General features: G+C 44.7%; 13 protein-coding genes. 5 read left to right on the forward strand and 8 right to left on the reverse strand.

The features are described from left to right. Positions 1–47: 47 nt before the first annotated feature. On the reverse strand, positions 48–2,990 hold the full coding sequence (locus ACG1BZ_RS12465; RefSeq protein ID WP_413662084.1) for a YncE family protein: 2,943 nt from the start codon (positions 2,988–2,990) through the stop codon (positions 48–50). 573 nt (positions 2,991–3,563) lie between these two features. Here ACG1BZ_RS12465 and ACG1BZ_RS12470 point away from each other — a divergent pair. After that, positions 3,564–4,133 carry a DJ-1 family glyoxalase III gene (locus ACG1BZ_RS12470; protein ID WP_413662085.1) on the forward strand — a complete coding sequence of 190 codons (570 nt, stop codon included), beginning with the start codon at positions 3,564–3,566 and terminating at the stop codon, positions 4,131–4,133. Between the two features lie 49 nt (positions 4,134–4,182). Here ACG1BZ_RS12470 and ACG1BZ_RS12475 read toward each other — a convergent pair whose 3' ends face one another. After that, positions 4,183–5,181, reverse strand: coding sequence for a GlxA family transcriptional regulator (locus tag ACG1BZ_RS12475; protein WP_413662086.1), 999 nt, complete (start codon positions 5,179–5,181; stop codon positions 4,183–4,185). A 108-nt stretch (positions 5,182–5,289) separates the two neighbouring features. Here ACG1BZ_RS12475 and ACG1BZ_RS12480 point away from each other — a divergent pair, with 108 nt between their 5' ends. Further along, entirely contained in the window at positions 5,290–5,592 is a 303-nt protein-coding gene (locus tag ACG1BZ_RS12480) for a putative quinol monooxygenase (RefSeq protein ID WP_413662087.1), read from the forward strand. Positions 5,593–5,599: 7 nt separating this feature from the next. Next, on the forward strand, positions 5,600–6,421 hold the full coding sequence (locus tag ACG1BZ_RS12485) for an alpha/beta hydrolase (RefSeq protein ID WP_413662088.1): 822 nt from the start codon (positions 5,600–5,602) through the stop codon (positions 6,419–6,421). A gap of 43 nt (positions 6,422–6,464) precedes the next feature. On the opposite strand, the gene ACG1BZ_RS12490 is transcribed toward ACG1BZ_RS12485, so the two are convergent. Next, on the reverse strand, positions 6,465–7,334 hold the full coding sequence (locus ACG1BZ_RS12490) for a LysR family transcriptional regulator (protein ID WP_413662089.1): 870 nt from the start codon (positions 7,332–7,334) through the stop codon (positions 6,465–6,467). Between the two features lie 140 nt (positions 7,335–7,474). Between ACG1BZ_RS12490 and ACG1BZ_RS12495 the strand changes: the two genes are divergently transcribed. Together ACG1BZ_RS12495 and fghA are read left to right on the forward strand one after the other, a co-directional pair. Beyond that, positions 7,475–8,605, forward strand: coding sequence for an S-(hydroxymethyl)glutathione dehydrogenase/class III alcohol dehydrogenase (locus ACG1BZ_RS12495; RefSeq protein WP_413662090.1), 1,131 nt, complete (start codon positions 7,475–7,477; stop codon positions 8,603–8,605). Between the two features lie 56 nt (positions 8,606–8,661). Further along, on the forward strand, positions 8,662–9,513 hold the full coding sequence (fghA, locus tag ACG1BZ_RS12500; RefSeq protein WP_413662091.1) for an S-formylglutathione hydrolase: 852 nt from the start codon (positions 8,662–8,664) through the stop codon (positions 9,511–9,513). A gap of 126 nt (positions 9,514–9,639) precedes the next feature. On the opposite strand, the gene ACG1BZ_RS12505 is transcribed toward fghA, so the two are convergent. From ACG1BZ_RS12505 to ACG1BZ_RS12525, 5 genes are all read right to left on the reverse strand, one after another. Beyond that, complete coding sequence (locus tag ACG1BZ_RS12505) at positions 9,640–11,256, reverse strand: M56 family metallopeptidase (protein WP_413662092.1); 1,617 nt, start codon at positions 11,254–11,256, stop codon at positions 9,640–9,642. Continuing rightward, positions 11,249–11,620 carry a BlaI/MecI/CopY family transcriptional regulator gene (locus tag ACG1BZ_RS12510; protein WP_413662093.1) on the reverse strand — a complete coding sequence of 124 codons (372 nt, stop codon included), beginning with the start codon at positions 11,618–11,620 and terminating at the stop codon, positions 11,249–11,251. The genes ACG1BZ_RS12505 and ACG1BZ_RS12510 overlap by 8 nt, the downstream gene beginning before the upstream one ends. A 499-nt stretch (positions 11,621–12,119) precedes the next feature. Then, positions 12,120–13,094: a DUF3592 domain-containing protein gene (locus ACG1BZ_RS12515; protein ID WP_413662094.1), complete on the reverse strand. Its 975-nt coding sequence runs from the start codon at positions 13,092–13,094 to the stop codon at positions 12,120–12,122. 255 nt (positions 13,095–13,349) lie between these two features. Continuing rightward, entirely contained in the window at positions 13,350–14,780 is a 1,431-nt protein-coding gene (locus tag ACG1BZ_RS12520; protein ID WP_413662095.1) for an aldehyde dehydrogenase family protein, read from the reverse strand. Between the two features lie 253 nt (positions 14,781–15,033). Next, positions 15,034–16,743 (reverse strand): alkaline phosphatase D family protein, encoded by a 1,710-nt coding sequence (locus ACG1BZ_RS12525; protein WP_413662096.1) that lies wholly within the window; start codon positions 16,741–16,743, stop codon positions 15,034–15,036. Positions 16,744–16,849 lie beyond the last annotated feature (106 nt).

Consider the following 16,849-nt stretch of genomic DNA (forward strand, 5'->3'; position numbering starts at 1 on the left):
TTTATTCAGTGTAACTAAAATGGGCCCTGCCGGGCCCATTTTCTTGTTTAATGTAAAATATCATCCTTATTAATTTTGTACATAACACCCCCAAGCGCGACAAGTAATTCATCTTCATTAAGATCAATGAGCGCCCTGCCTTCCCCCAGAAGAATCGCAAATGTCGGCATTTTTACTGAAGCTAACTCTTCAAATGTATCCAGGCTAAACACCTTGAGTGCTGGGTCATTGGCAGATGTCAACATTGATGCATACAAATACATCACTCCCCGGTTTTCATCAATTACAAAATGATGGCGTGTCCAATTATCTGTCGACAAGCCTTCCATCTGTCCAACTAGCTCCATGGAATCAGTATTAATCACATATCCAAGTGAGCTATATAGTCTCTCGGAAGAATAAGCGATTTCATTTGGAAATCCCCAAATTAGATCATCATACTCATTGACGAAGGTGACTCCACTAGAATCAACTTTGAATTCGCTCACTTCAAAACCGGTACTATCAGTATTATAACCAAATACTAAATTATCACCTGCGAAACGGATACGGTTTGCACGGATTCCAGCAGGAATGTCACTTGAACCTGTCGATAGTTTAATGCCATCCACATATACCTCCATTCCTTCAAAATCTGTGGTATACCCCTGCCTGGCTGTAGAAATAAGCACACTGCCTTCATCTGTAGGGAAAGGTTCCAGATCACCAGCAAAAATTGGTCCAGAATAGTTATCCCTTGTTCCCAGGTCTACATTCATTTCGAGGGATAAATCGTTTAAATTAAGTACAGAGTATTTATTCGTACCCAGATAAGAAATGTAAAGGAATTTGTCATTCTTACTTATTTCTAGTTCGTAGGGTTCAGAACCAACAGGTATATATTTTTCAAAATTCAGTGATTCTCTATTTATAACAGCTATAGAATTACCATTGACACCTGCAACTCCCGGAATTGATGCATAAATTTTATCATACTCTGCACTGTAGGCTGCATCACCGAACAAACAACCGGAAAAGCTAATATCGAGATCAACTCTCATATCGGGAATAAAATATTGCCCACAATTCGCATCTCGATCAACTGGAACATCCTCATGACTAAATATCTTAACTCCAGCATCAGTTACGAAAGCAAATTTGTTATCATTAATGTTAATTAAACGTAGAAATTTACCTTCTAAACCTGGATCGAATACTCCCAAGTAGGTATATCGATCCCGGTCATATATCTCAAGATATTTAGCAAATATATAGGTATATTCACCACCCGGTGTAATCAAAGGCGCAAGCTTTCGATATTCCTCATTATCATATCCGTTAACAACTGAATTTCTACCATACAATTCCCCGGAGTCTGGATTAACTACAGTTCCAATTCCATTATAAAGAGCCCCGTCATACATAAGAATGTCGGAAGGTCCACTTGCATAATCTTTTAAGTTCAGTACATGATCCAACCCATTTATACCGACCGAAAAAACGTCAATATCATAGGCGGTTGAATCATCTGTGTATGTAATTAATCTGCTTCCAATCTCATCAAAAGTGACTCGTGTTGGACTAGAAAACCAATCTCCCACAACCGATTGCTCAACCCCATCTCGGAAAAATTTTATTTTTGCCGAATATTTACTATCTGAGTCAAGCCCTAGATGGTAAGTAGCAACAGCAACCGTATCGTTAGCAGCTGGAGATAATGTTATATTGCGTGGATAATGCAGTCTCCCATCCTCTTCTCCCAAATCAAGTAAAGTTGATAGGGTAAAATCAGAAAGATCTACACGCTGCACTTCAGGAAAATTAATATAACCCAGATACAAAATTGATCCATCACCAGATATTGCCAGCGGACCAGCCTCCCCCTTTAGTGCAAGACTACGGGTGATACTCATTGACGATAGCTCATACTCTATCAAGTGATTGGCATACTCTGACCCATTGTCAGGTATGGCTATATAAAAATAGCCCGAACTCGAGGAGTAAACCGCATCATTGATATCCATACTGAATTCAATAGATGGGAGTCCAGGAACTTCAAAGGTTGGTTGAGGGAATCCAGGTTGATACTCATAAACTGATTCAAACTCATTCCAGTACATGCCTAAAACTGGGCGATACTCCTGGCTGTCTACGTCAAGAATTGATACATCCATAGTCCCTCCTGCATACCCCTCACTAAGAAGCAAAACATCAGGGTTACTGTCAGAACAATAAATTTCAAAATCTTTCGGATTCCACGCTCCCATACCATATGGCTCTTTGGTATCACAACTGATCTCGCCTCCTAGTAAACTACTATTTAACTTCACAGAATATTCGCCAAAGAAGTTCGACCTAGGCCACATGTTTAAACCTTGATCTAGGTCATATTCAATATTTGCCTCTATCTTGGAAAAAGTAATACTATTTGACTCATCTCTTAGTTTGAGTGGGTTCTCAGAAATATGTTTCACATCAATAACATCACCGTACCAGGTTGCCTGTAAACCGAGGGTGAAGCTACCTAGTACAGATACGTAGGTGTTATCATGTAAACTTAAATCCTCATCAATATTGACCCGTCCTTGAAAGAAAACTTCTTGAGCAGAATTAGAATATACAGATTCGGGGATTAACTCAGCCTGCCCACTAAATCCAATCTCTAGCTGCGAGTTCTCGCAACTGTTAAATTTTACAAGCACCTCTGCTTCACTCACCACATCAATGGAGATACTTCCAGAACCGTCACAGTAAAACTCATAACTTTCCTCTCCAGATAGAATTGTGGCATCAAGAGCTTCTTGTAGCTGTATTCCAAGCTTTAATATAGTGGCAGTTGAGTCCATGGCTTGTGAAGCAACCACATTGGCATTCTCCTCTGTGATTCGAAAGCTGGATCCTCCACCCGTATTACCGTCACCATCTCCGCCGCCACTGCCGCCACTGCCGCCGCATGCAGATACAAGAAAAACGGCTAAAATCACAAGTACTTGCTTGTAGATGCAATTCATAACTGCCCCAACTTATTAGATATAAAGGAATAACAGAACTGCCGGCATGGTCGACCCAAAGGTTTAATTGCCTAGTTCCACGAAACAAAATCACTTTGACTTTAAATGTTTAATACTATCAGATAAAAGCTTATATTTCTTAAAGGGCCTCAAGTATCAAATTGTATTAACCGTACCAAAAATTTTGGCACTTCGAACATTTTGGCAGTTATGGTTAGTATATTGCATACTCCTAATATGAGTGGTTTGCATTCTATTCTTGCATTTAAACCCCCCTTAAGAATAAGTCCACTCATGTCATTAATGATGAAACAATTAAAAATCACCTTTAGTTCTGCCTTTAAATGATAGTCAGCCATATAAATGGTACAAAAAATCAGCTAAATACAGCTGCTCAACTACAATTTAGTTTGACTTACACCAGCAATCCTTATCCACCTCAAATAGCATTCAAATTGGCGCAAACATTTTCGCAATGCACATTAGCTATAAATTATTAAAGACGAAAGATACAAAGGTATATTTTTAGTTTTAAAAGCGTATAGATAATCTAAATAATTTGGAGTTATATCAATGCCCAACATATTGATTCCCGTCGCCGATGGTAATGAGGATATCGAAACCATTGCCATCTACGATATTTTGAGCCGAACGAATGCAGAGCTGGCCTTGGCATCGATTATGCCAAGTAGGCGTATAACCACCCTGCGTAACCTTGTTATTGAAGCCCCCTGCTCCATAGAGGATTGTTTAGACTCTACGTGGGATCTAATAGCTCTGCCAGGTGGCAAGGAAGGTGCCGAGCAAATGCATAACTCGCCCCACCTAATAAAGCTCATCCGAGAGCAACTTGAGTCGGGCCGCTGGCTAGGGGCAATTTGCACTGCTCCGGTAATCGTTCTTGGTCGGCAAGGGTTAATTACCAATTTCAAGGCCACTTGCTACAAGACTTTTCGCGGTGAACTTAGTCAATATGTAAAGAAAACCAGTGATCAGAGAGTGGTTGTCGACCGGAATTTGGTGACCAGCCAATCACCCGGGACCGCTATCGAGTTCGCTTTTGAACTCGTCACCTGCTTATTTGGGAAAGAACTATCGCAGGAGATTGCACAGACGGTGAATGTCTATCTACCGCCAAATTAGCTTAGCTTTTTCCAGGAACCTGGGGCGCTGACTTCTATCACCAAGAAAATCAGCTTTTCTGGTATTTCTGCCTAAATTGACTGGGACTCATACCCACATGCAACTTAAATACACGTCGGAATACTGCATCATCGGAATAGCCTAATTCCTGCGCAATACTGGCAACTTTATTGGCTGGGTTTAGTAAAAGGCTGCGAGCGTACTCCATACGGACGCTATCGATAAATTGTTTAGGTGCTTGCGCTGTTAACTGTTTTAGCCGCCGGTGTAATGTTCGCTCGGATATCGACAGTTCTTTTGCCAGCAAATGACTGCCTAACTGTTGACCAAAATATTGACGAACCACATTTTCAGCATCCACCAGAAACTGCTCTTTTGATACCTGGTAGCCTTTTGGTACATGCAAAGTTTGCGAACGCGGGTGGGAGTCCACAACGGCGAGATCAGCCACTTTGGTAGCGACTTCATCGCCAGCTAGCATCTTGATCACTTGTAGAGTCACATCTACCCAAGATAAAGGGCCACCCGCTGTCACTATATTTTCATCTACTAATAGTCCACTGGCCCATAGAGGGCAGGCATTGCTAAAGCGGGATTTCAACTCATTGTGTAACCACCAGGTGGTTGTGCATTGTCGTCCATTTAGCAAACCTGCTTCACCCAGCGCCAAAACGCCACTACAAGAACCTGCGATAATCGCCCCGCGCCTATATTGAGTTCGCAACCATTCGCAAGTCGGCTGGTCCAGTAACTTTTCAGGAGGCACACCAAACTGGTTGGGCATAAATCCGGGGACTATCACGGCATCGCAACTGGATATTTGTGATACCCCATGACTTACAGCAAAGTACCTACCCTGCCCGTCTATAATGTCGGCGCCATCAGAACTGGCGACCAGGATTTCGGGGGACCAGGACTGTTGATAGGCAGGGTTCAGGGAGTGCTGACTTTCAGATAAGCGGAGGCCACCCAGGGCAAACATATCTTGAACGCCAGCCAGAGCCGACGGCAAAACTCCCGGCATAGATAAGATGACTATCTGGGCCATAAATCCTCAAAGTGGCGAATTTTGTCTGATCATTGTCTTTTTGGACACTGATAGTCAAGCCTGAGCTTCCCCTAGGATACTCATCACCAAACAACGTGAGAGAAAACAATGACTGAAGCTAAGCTGGCCATCGTGGCACTGATCGACGCCAAAGCGGATAAGGCTGATGAGGTAAAGGCGCTGCTCACCTCAGCCCAACCGCTCGCTGTGGAAGAGCAAGGAACCCTGAGCTGGTATGCCGTACAAATCAACGTTACGCGATTTGCTATTTTCGACACGTTTAGCGATGAAAACGGCTTAACTGCACATCTTAACGGCAAGATCGCTGCAGCATTGCTTGGCAAAGCGGATGAACTGCTCGCATCAGAACCACAAATTATGACTGCGGATATCCTCGCATCTAAAGTCTAAGGAAGCCTTGAAAAACCGGGAACTGGCTTTGGATACCCCTATCGTCTTTATCCACGGAACCAATGCCGGCCCCTGGACAATGGAGAACTTCCACCAGCATTTTGAAGAGGAAGGATTCTATTGTCACAGCCCAAGCTACCGCTACCATGAAGATCTAAAGTCAGAACAAAATCAGCAACACCTTAAAGGACTGAGTATTGCCGACTACGTTGATGACATCCGGGCATTTGTACAATCTTTAAATCAAAAACCTGTTGTAGTCGGCCACTCCCTGGGCGGCGTTATTGCACAAAAATTGGCAACTATGGATTTGGCACGGGCAATCGTATTGCTTAACGGAAGCGTGAACTGGGGAATACTGCCCACCACAGAAGAAGAGCGTGCGCTGGGCAAGCTGTTTATGGCTGCGGGTGAATTTTGGAATGATGTCCTTTTACCGGATTTCGCGACAATGGCGAAATTCGGGTTGAATAAACTTAATCCAGACGACCAGCACAAGGTCTTCGATCGATTAGGTCCTGAATCTGGGCAAGTCCTATTTGAATTGTTCTTCTGGATTTTTGACAGCAATAAAACAACCAGAATTGACTATCAAAAAATCAATTGCCCCACTTTAATAGTTTCGGGAACCGATGACCTGGCAATTCCCCCTTCCACAGCACAGTTAATCGCGGAGCGGCAAGGTAAAAATACCACCTTCTACCGGGCAGAAGGTTATGGTCACTATTTAATGCTGGAGCCAAAATGGAAGCGGATTGCGGAATTCTGCAGCACGTGGGTAAGCCAACAATTTCAAAAAACCACCTCCACTAGCAATAAATCACTGTGAACCCTTTACTACACCAAACCCTTAATCTGCCTCCTCCCTTTTCTCAAGTGAGATACTCGGCTAGATAATCAATCAGCAGCCTGACTTTCGGCGCGATATATCGATTGCCGGGGTAAACTGCGTATACCCCTTCATCCCTATCTTCGAGATCACTTAAGAGGGTGATTAATTTTCCTTCAGCGATATATTGCTCGACGTAGTAATCGGGCAACTGCACAACCCCCAGGCCTTTAAGCGCAGCATCTAAAAGCGCCCCGCCGTTGTTGTAACGAAGGCTACCTTTGACCCTAAGGTTTTTTTCTCCTTCCCTGGTATTGAATCGCCAGTAATCCAGTGTGCCCAGCAGGCAGTTGTGCCTGTTCAATTCCGACAACGAGTGTGGGGTCCCGTGCTCTTCAAGATAATCCGGTGAGGCGCACAGATGAATTCGCCGGTCTGCCAACTTTCTTGCCATCAAGGTTGAGTCCTGCAACTTACCCAGGCGTATGGCGATATCGTAACCCTCATCTATAAGGTCAACCTGGCGATTGGTGAAATAGGCATTGACCTCAATCTTGGGGTTTTGAATCACAAAATCATTGATCAGTGGTGCAACCTTCTTTTCAGCATAAGTGACCGGTGCCGTCAGTTTGATTTTGCCCTGTGGGTGGCTCTGTAATTGAGTTACTGCTCGTTCCGCCGCCTCCAGCCCATCGAGCACCCCTCGGCAATGCTGGTAAAACAGCGTACCTTCTTGTGTCAGTGACACCTTGCGCGTGGTTCGATATAGCAGTTTGACATTCAAACGGCTCTCCAAAGCACTGACCTGGCGGCTGACTTTAGCAGTAGAAATAGCCAGCCGCTGCGCTGCGAGGGTAAAGCTCTCGCTTTCAGCAACATAAACGAACTCCGTAATGCCTTCCCAGTCTTTCATTATTGCAAATATGTAAAAGTAAGTTTCAAAAACACCTAATTATAATCAATTCTGCAATCAATATAATGGCTCCCCAGTCGTCACAGCGGGGCCAGCCAACTTCAGGCCCTGAATGACATGGTTTAACAGCGAGTAATCTTATGTCTGAACAATTTATCAAGTCGAAGGCCGCCATCGCTTGGGGGCCTGGCCAACCGTTATCGGTCGAAGAAGTGGATGTCATGCTGCCAAAGGCTGGTGAAGTATTGATCAAGGTCATTGCATCGGGAGTGTGTCACACCGACGCTTTCACCTTGTCTGGCGACGACCCGGAAGGCAAATTCCCCTGTATTTTGGGCCATGAAGGTGGCGGTATTGTCGTGCAGGTCGGTGAAGGGGTTACCAGTGTCAAAGCAGGTGATCATGTTATCCCCCTGTACACCCCAGAATGTGGCGAGTGTAAATTCTGCAAGTCCGGCAAGACGAACCTCTGCCAAAAGATCCGTGAAACTCAGGGGCAAGGCCTGATGCCCGACGGCACCACACGCTTCTATAAAGATGGCGAGCCCATCTACCACTATATGGGCTGCTCGACATTTTCGGAGTACACCGTACTGCCAGAGATTTCGCTGGCAAAAGTAAATCCGGCTGCGCCGTTAGAGGAAGTCTGCCTGCTGGGTTGTGGTGTCACTACTGGTATGGGCGCTGTGATGAACACCGCCAAAGTTCAAGAAGGCGATACTGTTGCGATTTTTGGCCTTGGGGGCATTGGCCTTTCGGCGATTATCGGCGCTACCATGACAAAGGCCTCGCGAATCATTGCCATCGATATCAATGAAAGCAAGTTTGAAATGGCCCGCAAACTGGGGGCGACGGACTGCATCAACCCCAACAACTACGATAAGCCAATTCAGGAAGTCATTGTCGAACTCACCGAGGGCGGTGTGGATTACTCCTTCGAATGCATCGGCAACGTCAATGTGATGCGCTCCGCTCTGGAGTGCTGCCACAAGGGCTGGGGTGAATCGGTCATTATCGGTGTAGCTGGTGCCGGCCAGGAGATCTCCACCCGTCCCTTCCAGCTGGTAACAGGCCGAGTCTGGCGCGGGTCCGCATTCGGCGGCGTTAAAGGACGCTCCGAATTACCAGACTACGTAGAGCGCTACCTGAATGGCGAATTCCAGCTCAACGACTTTATCACCCACACCATGAGCCTGGATGACATCAATAAATCTTTCGATCTGTTACATAAAGGCGAAAGTATCCGCACCGTCATTCACTTCGATCAATAACCAGCAATGATCAATTGGGCCATCCCTTGGAGGTGGTCCAATTAGGGCTATCCATCATGTCTATTGAAAATATCAGTGCCAACCGGAGTTTTGGCGGCTGGCACAAGCAATACCTTCACGACTCTCAGTCACTTAACTGCAAAATGCGTTTTGCTATTTATTTGCCACCGCAAGCTTCACAAATGCACAAGGTTCCGGTGCTCTACTGGCTGTCAGGTCTGACCTGTACCGATGAGAATTTTATGCAAAAGGCAGGAGCCCAGCGGATTGCCTCCGAACTAGGGATAGCCATCGTTGCTCCCGACACCAGTCCCCGTGGAGAATCTGTTGCCGATGATGAAGCCTATGATCTGGGGCAAGGTGCTGGATTTTATATCAACGCCACCCAAGCGCCCTGGAGTCGCCACTACCACATGTATGATTATGTGGTGGAAGAACTGCCGGCACTTATCGAGAGCACCTTCCCTGTGACAACACAGCGGGCCATTGCAGGACATTCAATGGGGGGCCATGGCGCACTGATAATCGCCCTACGCAATCCGACAAGTTATGTTTCCGCATCAGCCTTCAGCCCCATTAGCAATCCTTCTCAGTGTCCGTGGGGACAAAAAGCCTTTGAAACCTATTTAGGCAAAGATCGGGATAGTTGGCGAGACTACGATAGCAGCGAACTGCTCAAAAATGCCGAGAAGTCTGTGCCGATGTTGGTGGATCAAGGGGAAGCTGATAGCTTTCTTGTTGAACAGCTGAAACCCGAGATGCTCGAAGCGGTTGCCAAAGTAAGTAACTACCCGCTCCAACTTCGCCGCCATTCCGGCTATGACCACAGCTATTACTTTATCGCCAGCTTTATTGAGGAACATCTTCGGTTTCATGGCAGCTTTTTCAATCAAGCACTCAAAAGATAATATTTGATGCCCTTTAGAAACCTAATGCGGCTGTCTGGAGGAGAACTCGAACTACAAATGGGCCACAATGGGCCCATCTGCAGTTAAACATTTAGGTTTCGCCACCAAACTACAAAGTGACAAACCCTATCTCTGCACCATCTGAATTGAGGGCTGCCACTTGAGCTTTACCCTAACTCCTTCAACAGTTGAAGATGTTTGATTGCTGAAGACATAGAGCTCAGAGGCCTGCTGAGCTTCCTCCATAAATAAATCTCTGTATTGGTCCTGAACTTCCAAGTCAATGACCCGGACATTAAATGGAATTCCACTGGAATTAACATCAAACTCCACGGTAGCTTCCGCACTCACACCCATCATTTCCAACTCCTTAGAAGGGTAGCGGGGAAAATGGGATTTAATCGCATATAAAGACTGGTCAATATTAAAGCTATGCGTTGCCTCGGAGTCAGGAATAGAGTAAGGCAGTAATTTTATATCTCTTTTCGGCATCTTCTTTAGGGCTTCATCACGAGCCTCAGCAGATGTACCGACGCCTGCATAGTGATAACGAACAATGTATTTAACATCTTCGACAAGCTTACCCTTTGTCTGGAATGCTGCATTCTTAACGAGGAAGGTTGCATTTTCAACAAACTGATCCTCAAATCCCCCGGAAGTCACAACCTGCAAAGCTTTAATATTCGAAACTTCCCCATCCTCGGCTACATTAAATTGCAGTAATACTTCCCCCTGTACTCCCGCAAAGAATGCTTGACGTGGGGGCTGGCGATATAGTGAGGAAAAGGTTCCCAAGCTCTGCAAACTTGATTTCTCTCCCGCCACAGCTTGCCCCCAGACTATCGACAAGCACCCGACCAACAGACAAAATCCCTTAGTTGTAATATTGAGTATTTTAGAAGGTATAAACTTGTTCTTCATTCTTTCAATCCTTGTAATCATTGTTCTTTTATCTCCATAATGTGACTGAAGAATACCAAAATCAGTCTTCAACTCATTGGTTATCACCATAGTTTTGGCATATTCCAAACGGTCAGATTTTACTGCATTCGCAAGCACAATCTCGTCACATGAACACTCTTTAAATAAGCGAAATCTATATAGCAGAACCCATGCCAGCGGATTTATCCAAAATGTAATAACCACAATTAAAGCTAACAAATTCCATAAGTTGTCGTATCTTTTTGCATGCACCTCCTCGTGTGAAAAAATTAATGACAACTGCCTATTACTGTAAATTTGACCATAGTTCTCAGGCAGCACTATTTTCGGTGAAACAAAACCAATCAAGATAGGACTTGATATCTTCCTGGATGTGAAAAATTTTTCTCTACAATTTTCTTCAGAAGAAAAGCCTGAGCGTGGCGCCAAGGGTAAAAAGCTAACTTTCAGAAAGCTTATTACCAGTATGAACAAAAGAAATACAAACCCAGACCACCAGACAGTGCCTATCCAATCAAACGAGCGAGCTTCAGATACCGGGTTCAACACCTCAGACACTGAGTCAGTGACATTACTATAACCACTGCTGACGGCTTGAATTGTTGGTGTCGCTTGCTCGAACTCTAAATTAAAAGTATCAGAGGCTGACAAATTGGCTAACACTAAGCATACTGGGATCAGCAAATACAGCTTGTATACAAAAACAGAACCAAGACGTTTACTAAGAAACTGATCACCAAGTAACACTAGAATTGCTAGAAAAGAGAAAAAAAGTTGCTGCTGAAACACCCAGCTACTCATTTTCCTGCTCCCAGTTTCTAATTAACTCCTTTAATTCCTCAATATCATCTCGTTTAAGTTCACCACTGGAGGCAAATCCAGAAAAGAAAAGAGATACCCGCCCTTCAAACAAGCGGTCCAGAATACTCCGACCTTGCTTTAACTGATACTCCCCCCTCTCAATGCAAGGTGAATACAAATAACCTCTATCTGCTTTTTCAAAAGAAAGGGCGCCTTTCTTAACTAAACGGCTGATTAAAGACCTAACCGTTTTCTCTTGCCATGACTTGCGCGAATGCAACCTCTGATACAGCTCCCGCGCCGTAGCAGGCGCCCCTTGCCACATCGCCTCCATAACTTCGAACTCAGCATCGGTAATCTCCATTTACGCTCCTTGATTACATTTGTAGTCCAGTGACTACAAATGTAATCCAAGTACCCAAACCCTGTAAAGCGATCTTTTGAAAATAATTCCCAAAGATCACACAAAGTTAAACTTAACTTTCTATTAAACGAAATGATTATCCTAATAACTACCTAAGGACAACAAAGGTAAATTTCTACATTGGGACCAAATAGGTGTGAGGTCATAAAATTATTGAGTTTGCCCCCCTTGATGTATCTAGCCATTGATAGTAACGGCGCTCTGGTGTCGCTTTATTCCCTCTAAATAGTTGCACCGTGTTCAGAGGACGCTAATTTGAAAACTGGAAGCTCATATTCCCTTTCAAAGTAATCGCCACGGATTTCCCCGCTGACATTTAGGTACCAATATTCTCTATCCCCACAATAAACACTGGTACTAGATTCAGGTAAGCCCTCTGGGATATCAAAACTAAAATAGATCCTATTCCCCACAGCAGTAGCCTTTAGATTACCCTGTATCATTTTTCCCAATTCACATACTCACGTTTTCTAGCATCTTTTCCCCTCCCCTCTGTTACACACGCGAACTGCTTTAATTTGATACGAATAGATTTATCGGTTAGCTCTAGTAGTGGAGGAAATTGGATATACCCGGAAACCTTACCTCCTATACGGCCAGGAAATGGCCGCATAACAATAGGCACCCTTCCAATTGCCTTATATCTAGACCAATTAATGATTGGCACAATTATAAATAAGCAACTGACAACACCTAATATCAAAGTTATTAGCCAGTCAGAATTCCAGTTCGATAGAAACGTCAACCCTATAAAAATAAAGATCAACCCAAGCAAGAATACTAATACTCCGCCCCACAGTTGTTTTTTAAGGATTACTCTGGTTTCATATATTATACCTTCAGAACTCCACTTGTTTTTTGCCAACCATGGTTTTCTCTCAATTAACTTAGGATTCTGCTCTTGCTCCTGAAGAGTATATATTCTAAGAACAACTACTCCGATAAGAATAAAGATAAAGCACACTGATCCTGGAACAATAACCTCTGACCATCGCAACCCCCTGTCCAACACAGAGTCATAGGGATCATTTGGGTTATACCAACCACTAAACGTGCGTTTCTGCTTCTTATACTTCTGAAGTTTGTCATACATGATTTCATGGTAGTAACCTCCTGCAGAATCATCAGACTCTGAATGTATATCAACTCGATTGCCCCAGTAGGTTTTACCGTTTATATAATATTCATAACTGGCAACAACCTGGCGATAGGTACTGTGCCCATCCTGATAAACCTCTAAATCTATATCAAGAATTTGAGCGTCCATCGGAAACCAGGTTGACATCCTAATTTTGTCAACTATTGGTGAAAGCACCCATAGATATAAACAGGCACAACATAGAGTTTGATAGGTAATAAAATATAATAAAGACTTCGGTGATATCTTAGCTTTATTTTTTATCCGGTCATCCATGAAAAAACACCTAAAACAACTTCAATCACTACTGGAGGCCGTCAACTCAATTTATCTAGTGCCGTAAAAGAAACTTAAAAAATAGCGAAATAATTAGCAAAATAATAAAGGCTGAGTCTAAACATAAACAGCGGATTAATTATTATATACAAAAATAATTGCTGTATAGTATCACAATCAAGACACGTCAGATATGAGGTCTAACTTATCGCTTTCCTCTGTGAGTAACATCTCAATTTAAAAAATTCTTAGGTCCTACCCTGGAGTTCGCACCACCATCAACCGCTCCTCGGTCATATCCGCAATAGCCCAGCGTACCCCTTCCCGACCAAGACCCGAATCCTTAACACCACCATAGGGCATATTATCTACCCGCCAGCTGGGTACATCACCAATAACCACACCACCCACTTCCAAGGTATCCCAGGCTTGCTGGGCTTTGTAAAGGTCACGAGTAAATATGCCAGCCTGCAGACCAAAAGCGCTGTCATTCACTTTTTCTAAAACATCATCGAAACTATCGAAAGGCTCTAGAACTGCAACCGGCCCAAAAGCTTCCTGCTGAACAATAGAGCACTCATTAGGCACATTTTCCAATAGCGTTGGATCAAGCATGGCGCCATCTCGTGCACCTCCACAAAGCAGGGTTCCCCCGGCTTGAATCCCCTCTTCCACCCAGGTATGCAAGCGGGTAGCCTCTCCCTCAGAAATCATTGGGCCAATAAATGTATCTTCTGATCGAGGATCGCCTTTCTTAAGCTTTTTGGTACGCTCAACCAGACGTCGCTTCAGGTCTTCATATAAACTGCAATGTCCATAGATCCTCTGGACGCCGATACAGCTTTGGCCCGACTGATAGAAAGCACCGAAAATCAGCCTCTCTACAGCATCATCAAGATCTGTATCCCGATCGATAACGCAGGCTGCATTACCTCCCAACTCCAAAACCACTTTCTTTCGCCCCGCCCTGGCCTTTAGATCCCAACCCACCGAAGGTGAGCCGGTAAAGCTGAGTAGTTTGAATCGATCATCCACAGTAAAAAGGTCTGCCCCTTCCCGGTGGCAAGGTAATACAGAGAAAGCGCCCTTCGGTAACTGAGTCTCCGCAAGGACTTCAGCGATAATCAATGCCCCAATAGGTGTCCGGCTTGCAGGTTTCAGTACAAAGGGACATCCAGCCGCGATGGCAGGTGCCACCTTGTGAGCGGCAAGGTTCAAAGGGAAATTGAACGGCGATATAAATGAGCATGCGCCTACTGGCACTCGTCTGATATATCCGCGATAACCCCGTGAGCGCTTGGATATCTCAAGATTGATAATCTCGCCATTGATACGCACTGCCTCTTCAGCAGCCACATGAAATGTATCGATTAAACGCAGTACCTCGCCCCGTGAATCATGAATTGGCTTACCAGCTTCAATACACAGCGCTTCGGCCAGCTCTTCAAACCTTTCACGAAAACGTACAACACAATGCTGTAAAACTTCCTGGCGGTTGTAAGACGGCAAATTAGCCATCGGTTTTTCTGCCAAAAGCGCCCAGTCGATGGCACTGTCAATAACCTTGGCATCAGCCATTGCAACCCGGGTAGCTAGTTTCCCTGAATACTTGTCAGTAACTTCCAGATCGGTGTTGGCATGCACTGCTTCATTGGCCAGGTAGTAAGGGTAAGATTCTTGCAGCAAAGTAATATCCTTTTACTTGATGTCTTGATCTATCAAGAGCGCCCCAACGCCAGATACAGCATTGTGCCCATCGTCGGGTATAGATGACCCGCAGGCATATATCAAATGCGTGTCCATTGGCTTATTAGTTTTGCTACCGGGGAAGGACTTTCTTACTCGTACAAGCTAGATATGATGAAGAAGGGATAGAAATAGTGGAATCTTGTGAAGCTGGGGGCAAGCGCCCCACAACTTCATATTGACTGGGAACCAGCTACTTTTCGGTTAACCACATGCCAACAGGCTCATAATTAAACTTCTTATATACCGCTTTTTCGGTATCCGGGTTATCACTCTTCTTATCGATGTTGTATACGGTCCAGTTCAATTCATTGACATTGAATTCAATCACTGCATATCCATAGATATTACTAACAAAATCTTTGATATGTGGGTTATTGACCTGAACCCCGCCATTTAGCAATGATGTAAACACACTGCCAACATCAATACCTTTCTCAATCGTATCGTTCATATTGGGAGAAGATATGGAAGGGGTCATCAGCTCAACGCCAACCAGGTTGTCGTAGTCCCAGTTGCTAATTTTACTGAAATCAACCTTCAGGTATGAAGCGATACTGGAGTGGAGGTCCCCTGTCAGCACTACAAAGTTATCTACATTGCTGTCCTTAACAGATGACAGGATCTTTTCCCGCTCCCACTGGTAACCATCCCAGGCATCATAATTGGCATACACAAGCGAGCGTCCCAAGATAGTACCAGCCAATTGTGCCAGCAAAGTCTGATTCCCCCACACTTTCCAGCGGGCACTGGAGTTAACAACTCCATCAATCAGCCAATCCCGCTGAGTCTTACCCAGCATGGTTTGGGTATCTTCTTCATAATCTGTACACCAGTAGTTTTCCCAAGCCGTACCATCCTTGCACGGCTCCTTGGTTCTATAGGTGCGGCTATCTGTCATATACAGATCAACCAAGTCACCGAACTGGAAAGAACGATAAATCTGTAAGTAGTCAAACGCGTGGCTTGCGGATTCATCAACTTTGACCCGCGCTGGAACATATTCGATCCAAGCCTGCTGAGCATCGCGACGCAACTGTCGCAGCTGGTCAGGATTGTTATCGCCGGTCTGGTAGGGATGAGATGGCACACCCAGAGTATCCCGCTCGTAATCCCAGTAAGCATTGTCTGCAGTTTCATGATCATCCCAGGTGATGATAAATGAGTGCATTTCCATCGCTCGCTGTAGATTCTTGTCCTTGCGATACTCTCTGTAAATATGACGATAGTCCTCAAGATCCATCGCAACAGAGCCGCCAGAAGGCAGGGAGAGCGAATGCACTATCGAGCTTTCAAAGCCTTCGTACTGGGCATATTCATAGATAAAGTCACCCAAATGCAGTACGCAATGTACATCTTCGTCCGCGATATGGTTGTAGGCGTTGTAATAACCGGTGGTGTAATCCTGACAGGTAACCACAGCCATTTTTAGATTCTCTAGGCTACCGGTAGGCAGTGTGTGACAACGCCCAACGCGGCTACTGACAGTCCCGTATTTGAAGCGGTAATAGTAACGTTGGTCAGAAGATAAGTAGCCTTCCAGGTCAATGTTAACGGTGTAATCACGGTCTGCCGTGATATCGCTAGCATTAATCTCAGCACTTAGAATTGGCTGGGTAAATTCCTCATCCAGCGCGACATCTACATACAGAGACTGGCCCGCGATATAGGAGTCTGGGTTAATATGCGTCCAAAGGACCACTCCAGTTTGACTGGGATCTCCCGAGGCTACTGATAAGTCAAAAACAATTCCGTCGTTATCAATTTGATCAGCAAATGTGGTGCCGCCCAGTACAAAACGTGCATAGGTTTCACTATCAGTGTCCGCGAGAGAACGGACCGTAAAGGGGGTCAAAAGTGCAACACCCATGGCCTGGACAAAGGTTCGGCGGGAGATGGTCATAAATAAACTTCCTGTTATCGTACGCATGAAGAATCGGAAAGGGAGCGGATTCTATAGAAGAACGTACCAACAAAGAAGTTTGACTTTTTATCTAGTAATCTCTTTT

Origin of the sequence: Microbulbifer sp. CNSA002 (assembly GCF_047324085.1) — a bacterium.
GTDB lineage: Bacteria > Pseudomonadota > Gammaproteobacteria > Pseudomonadales > Cellvibrionaceae > Microbulbifer.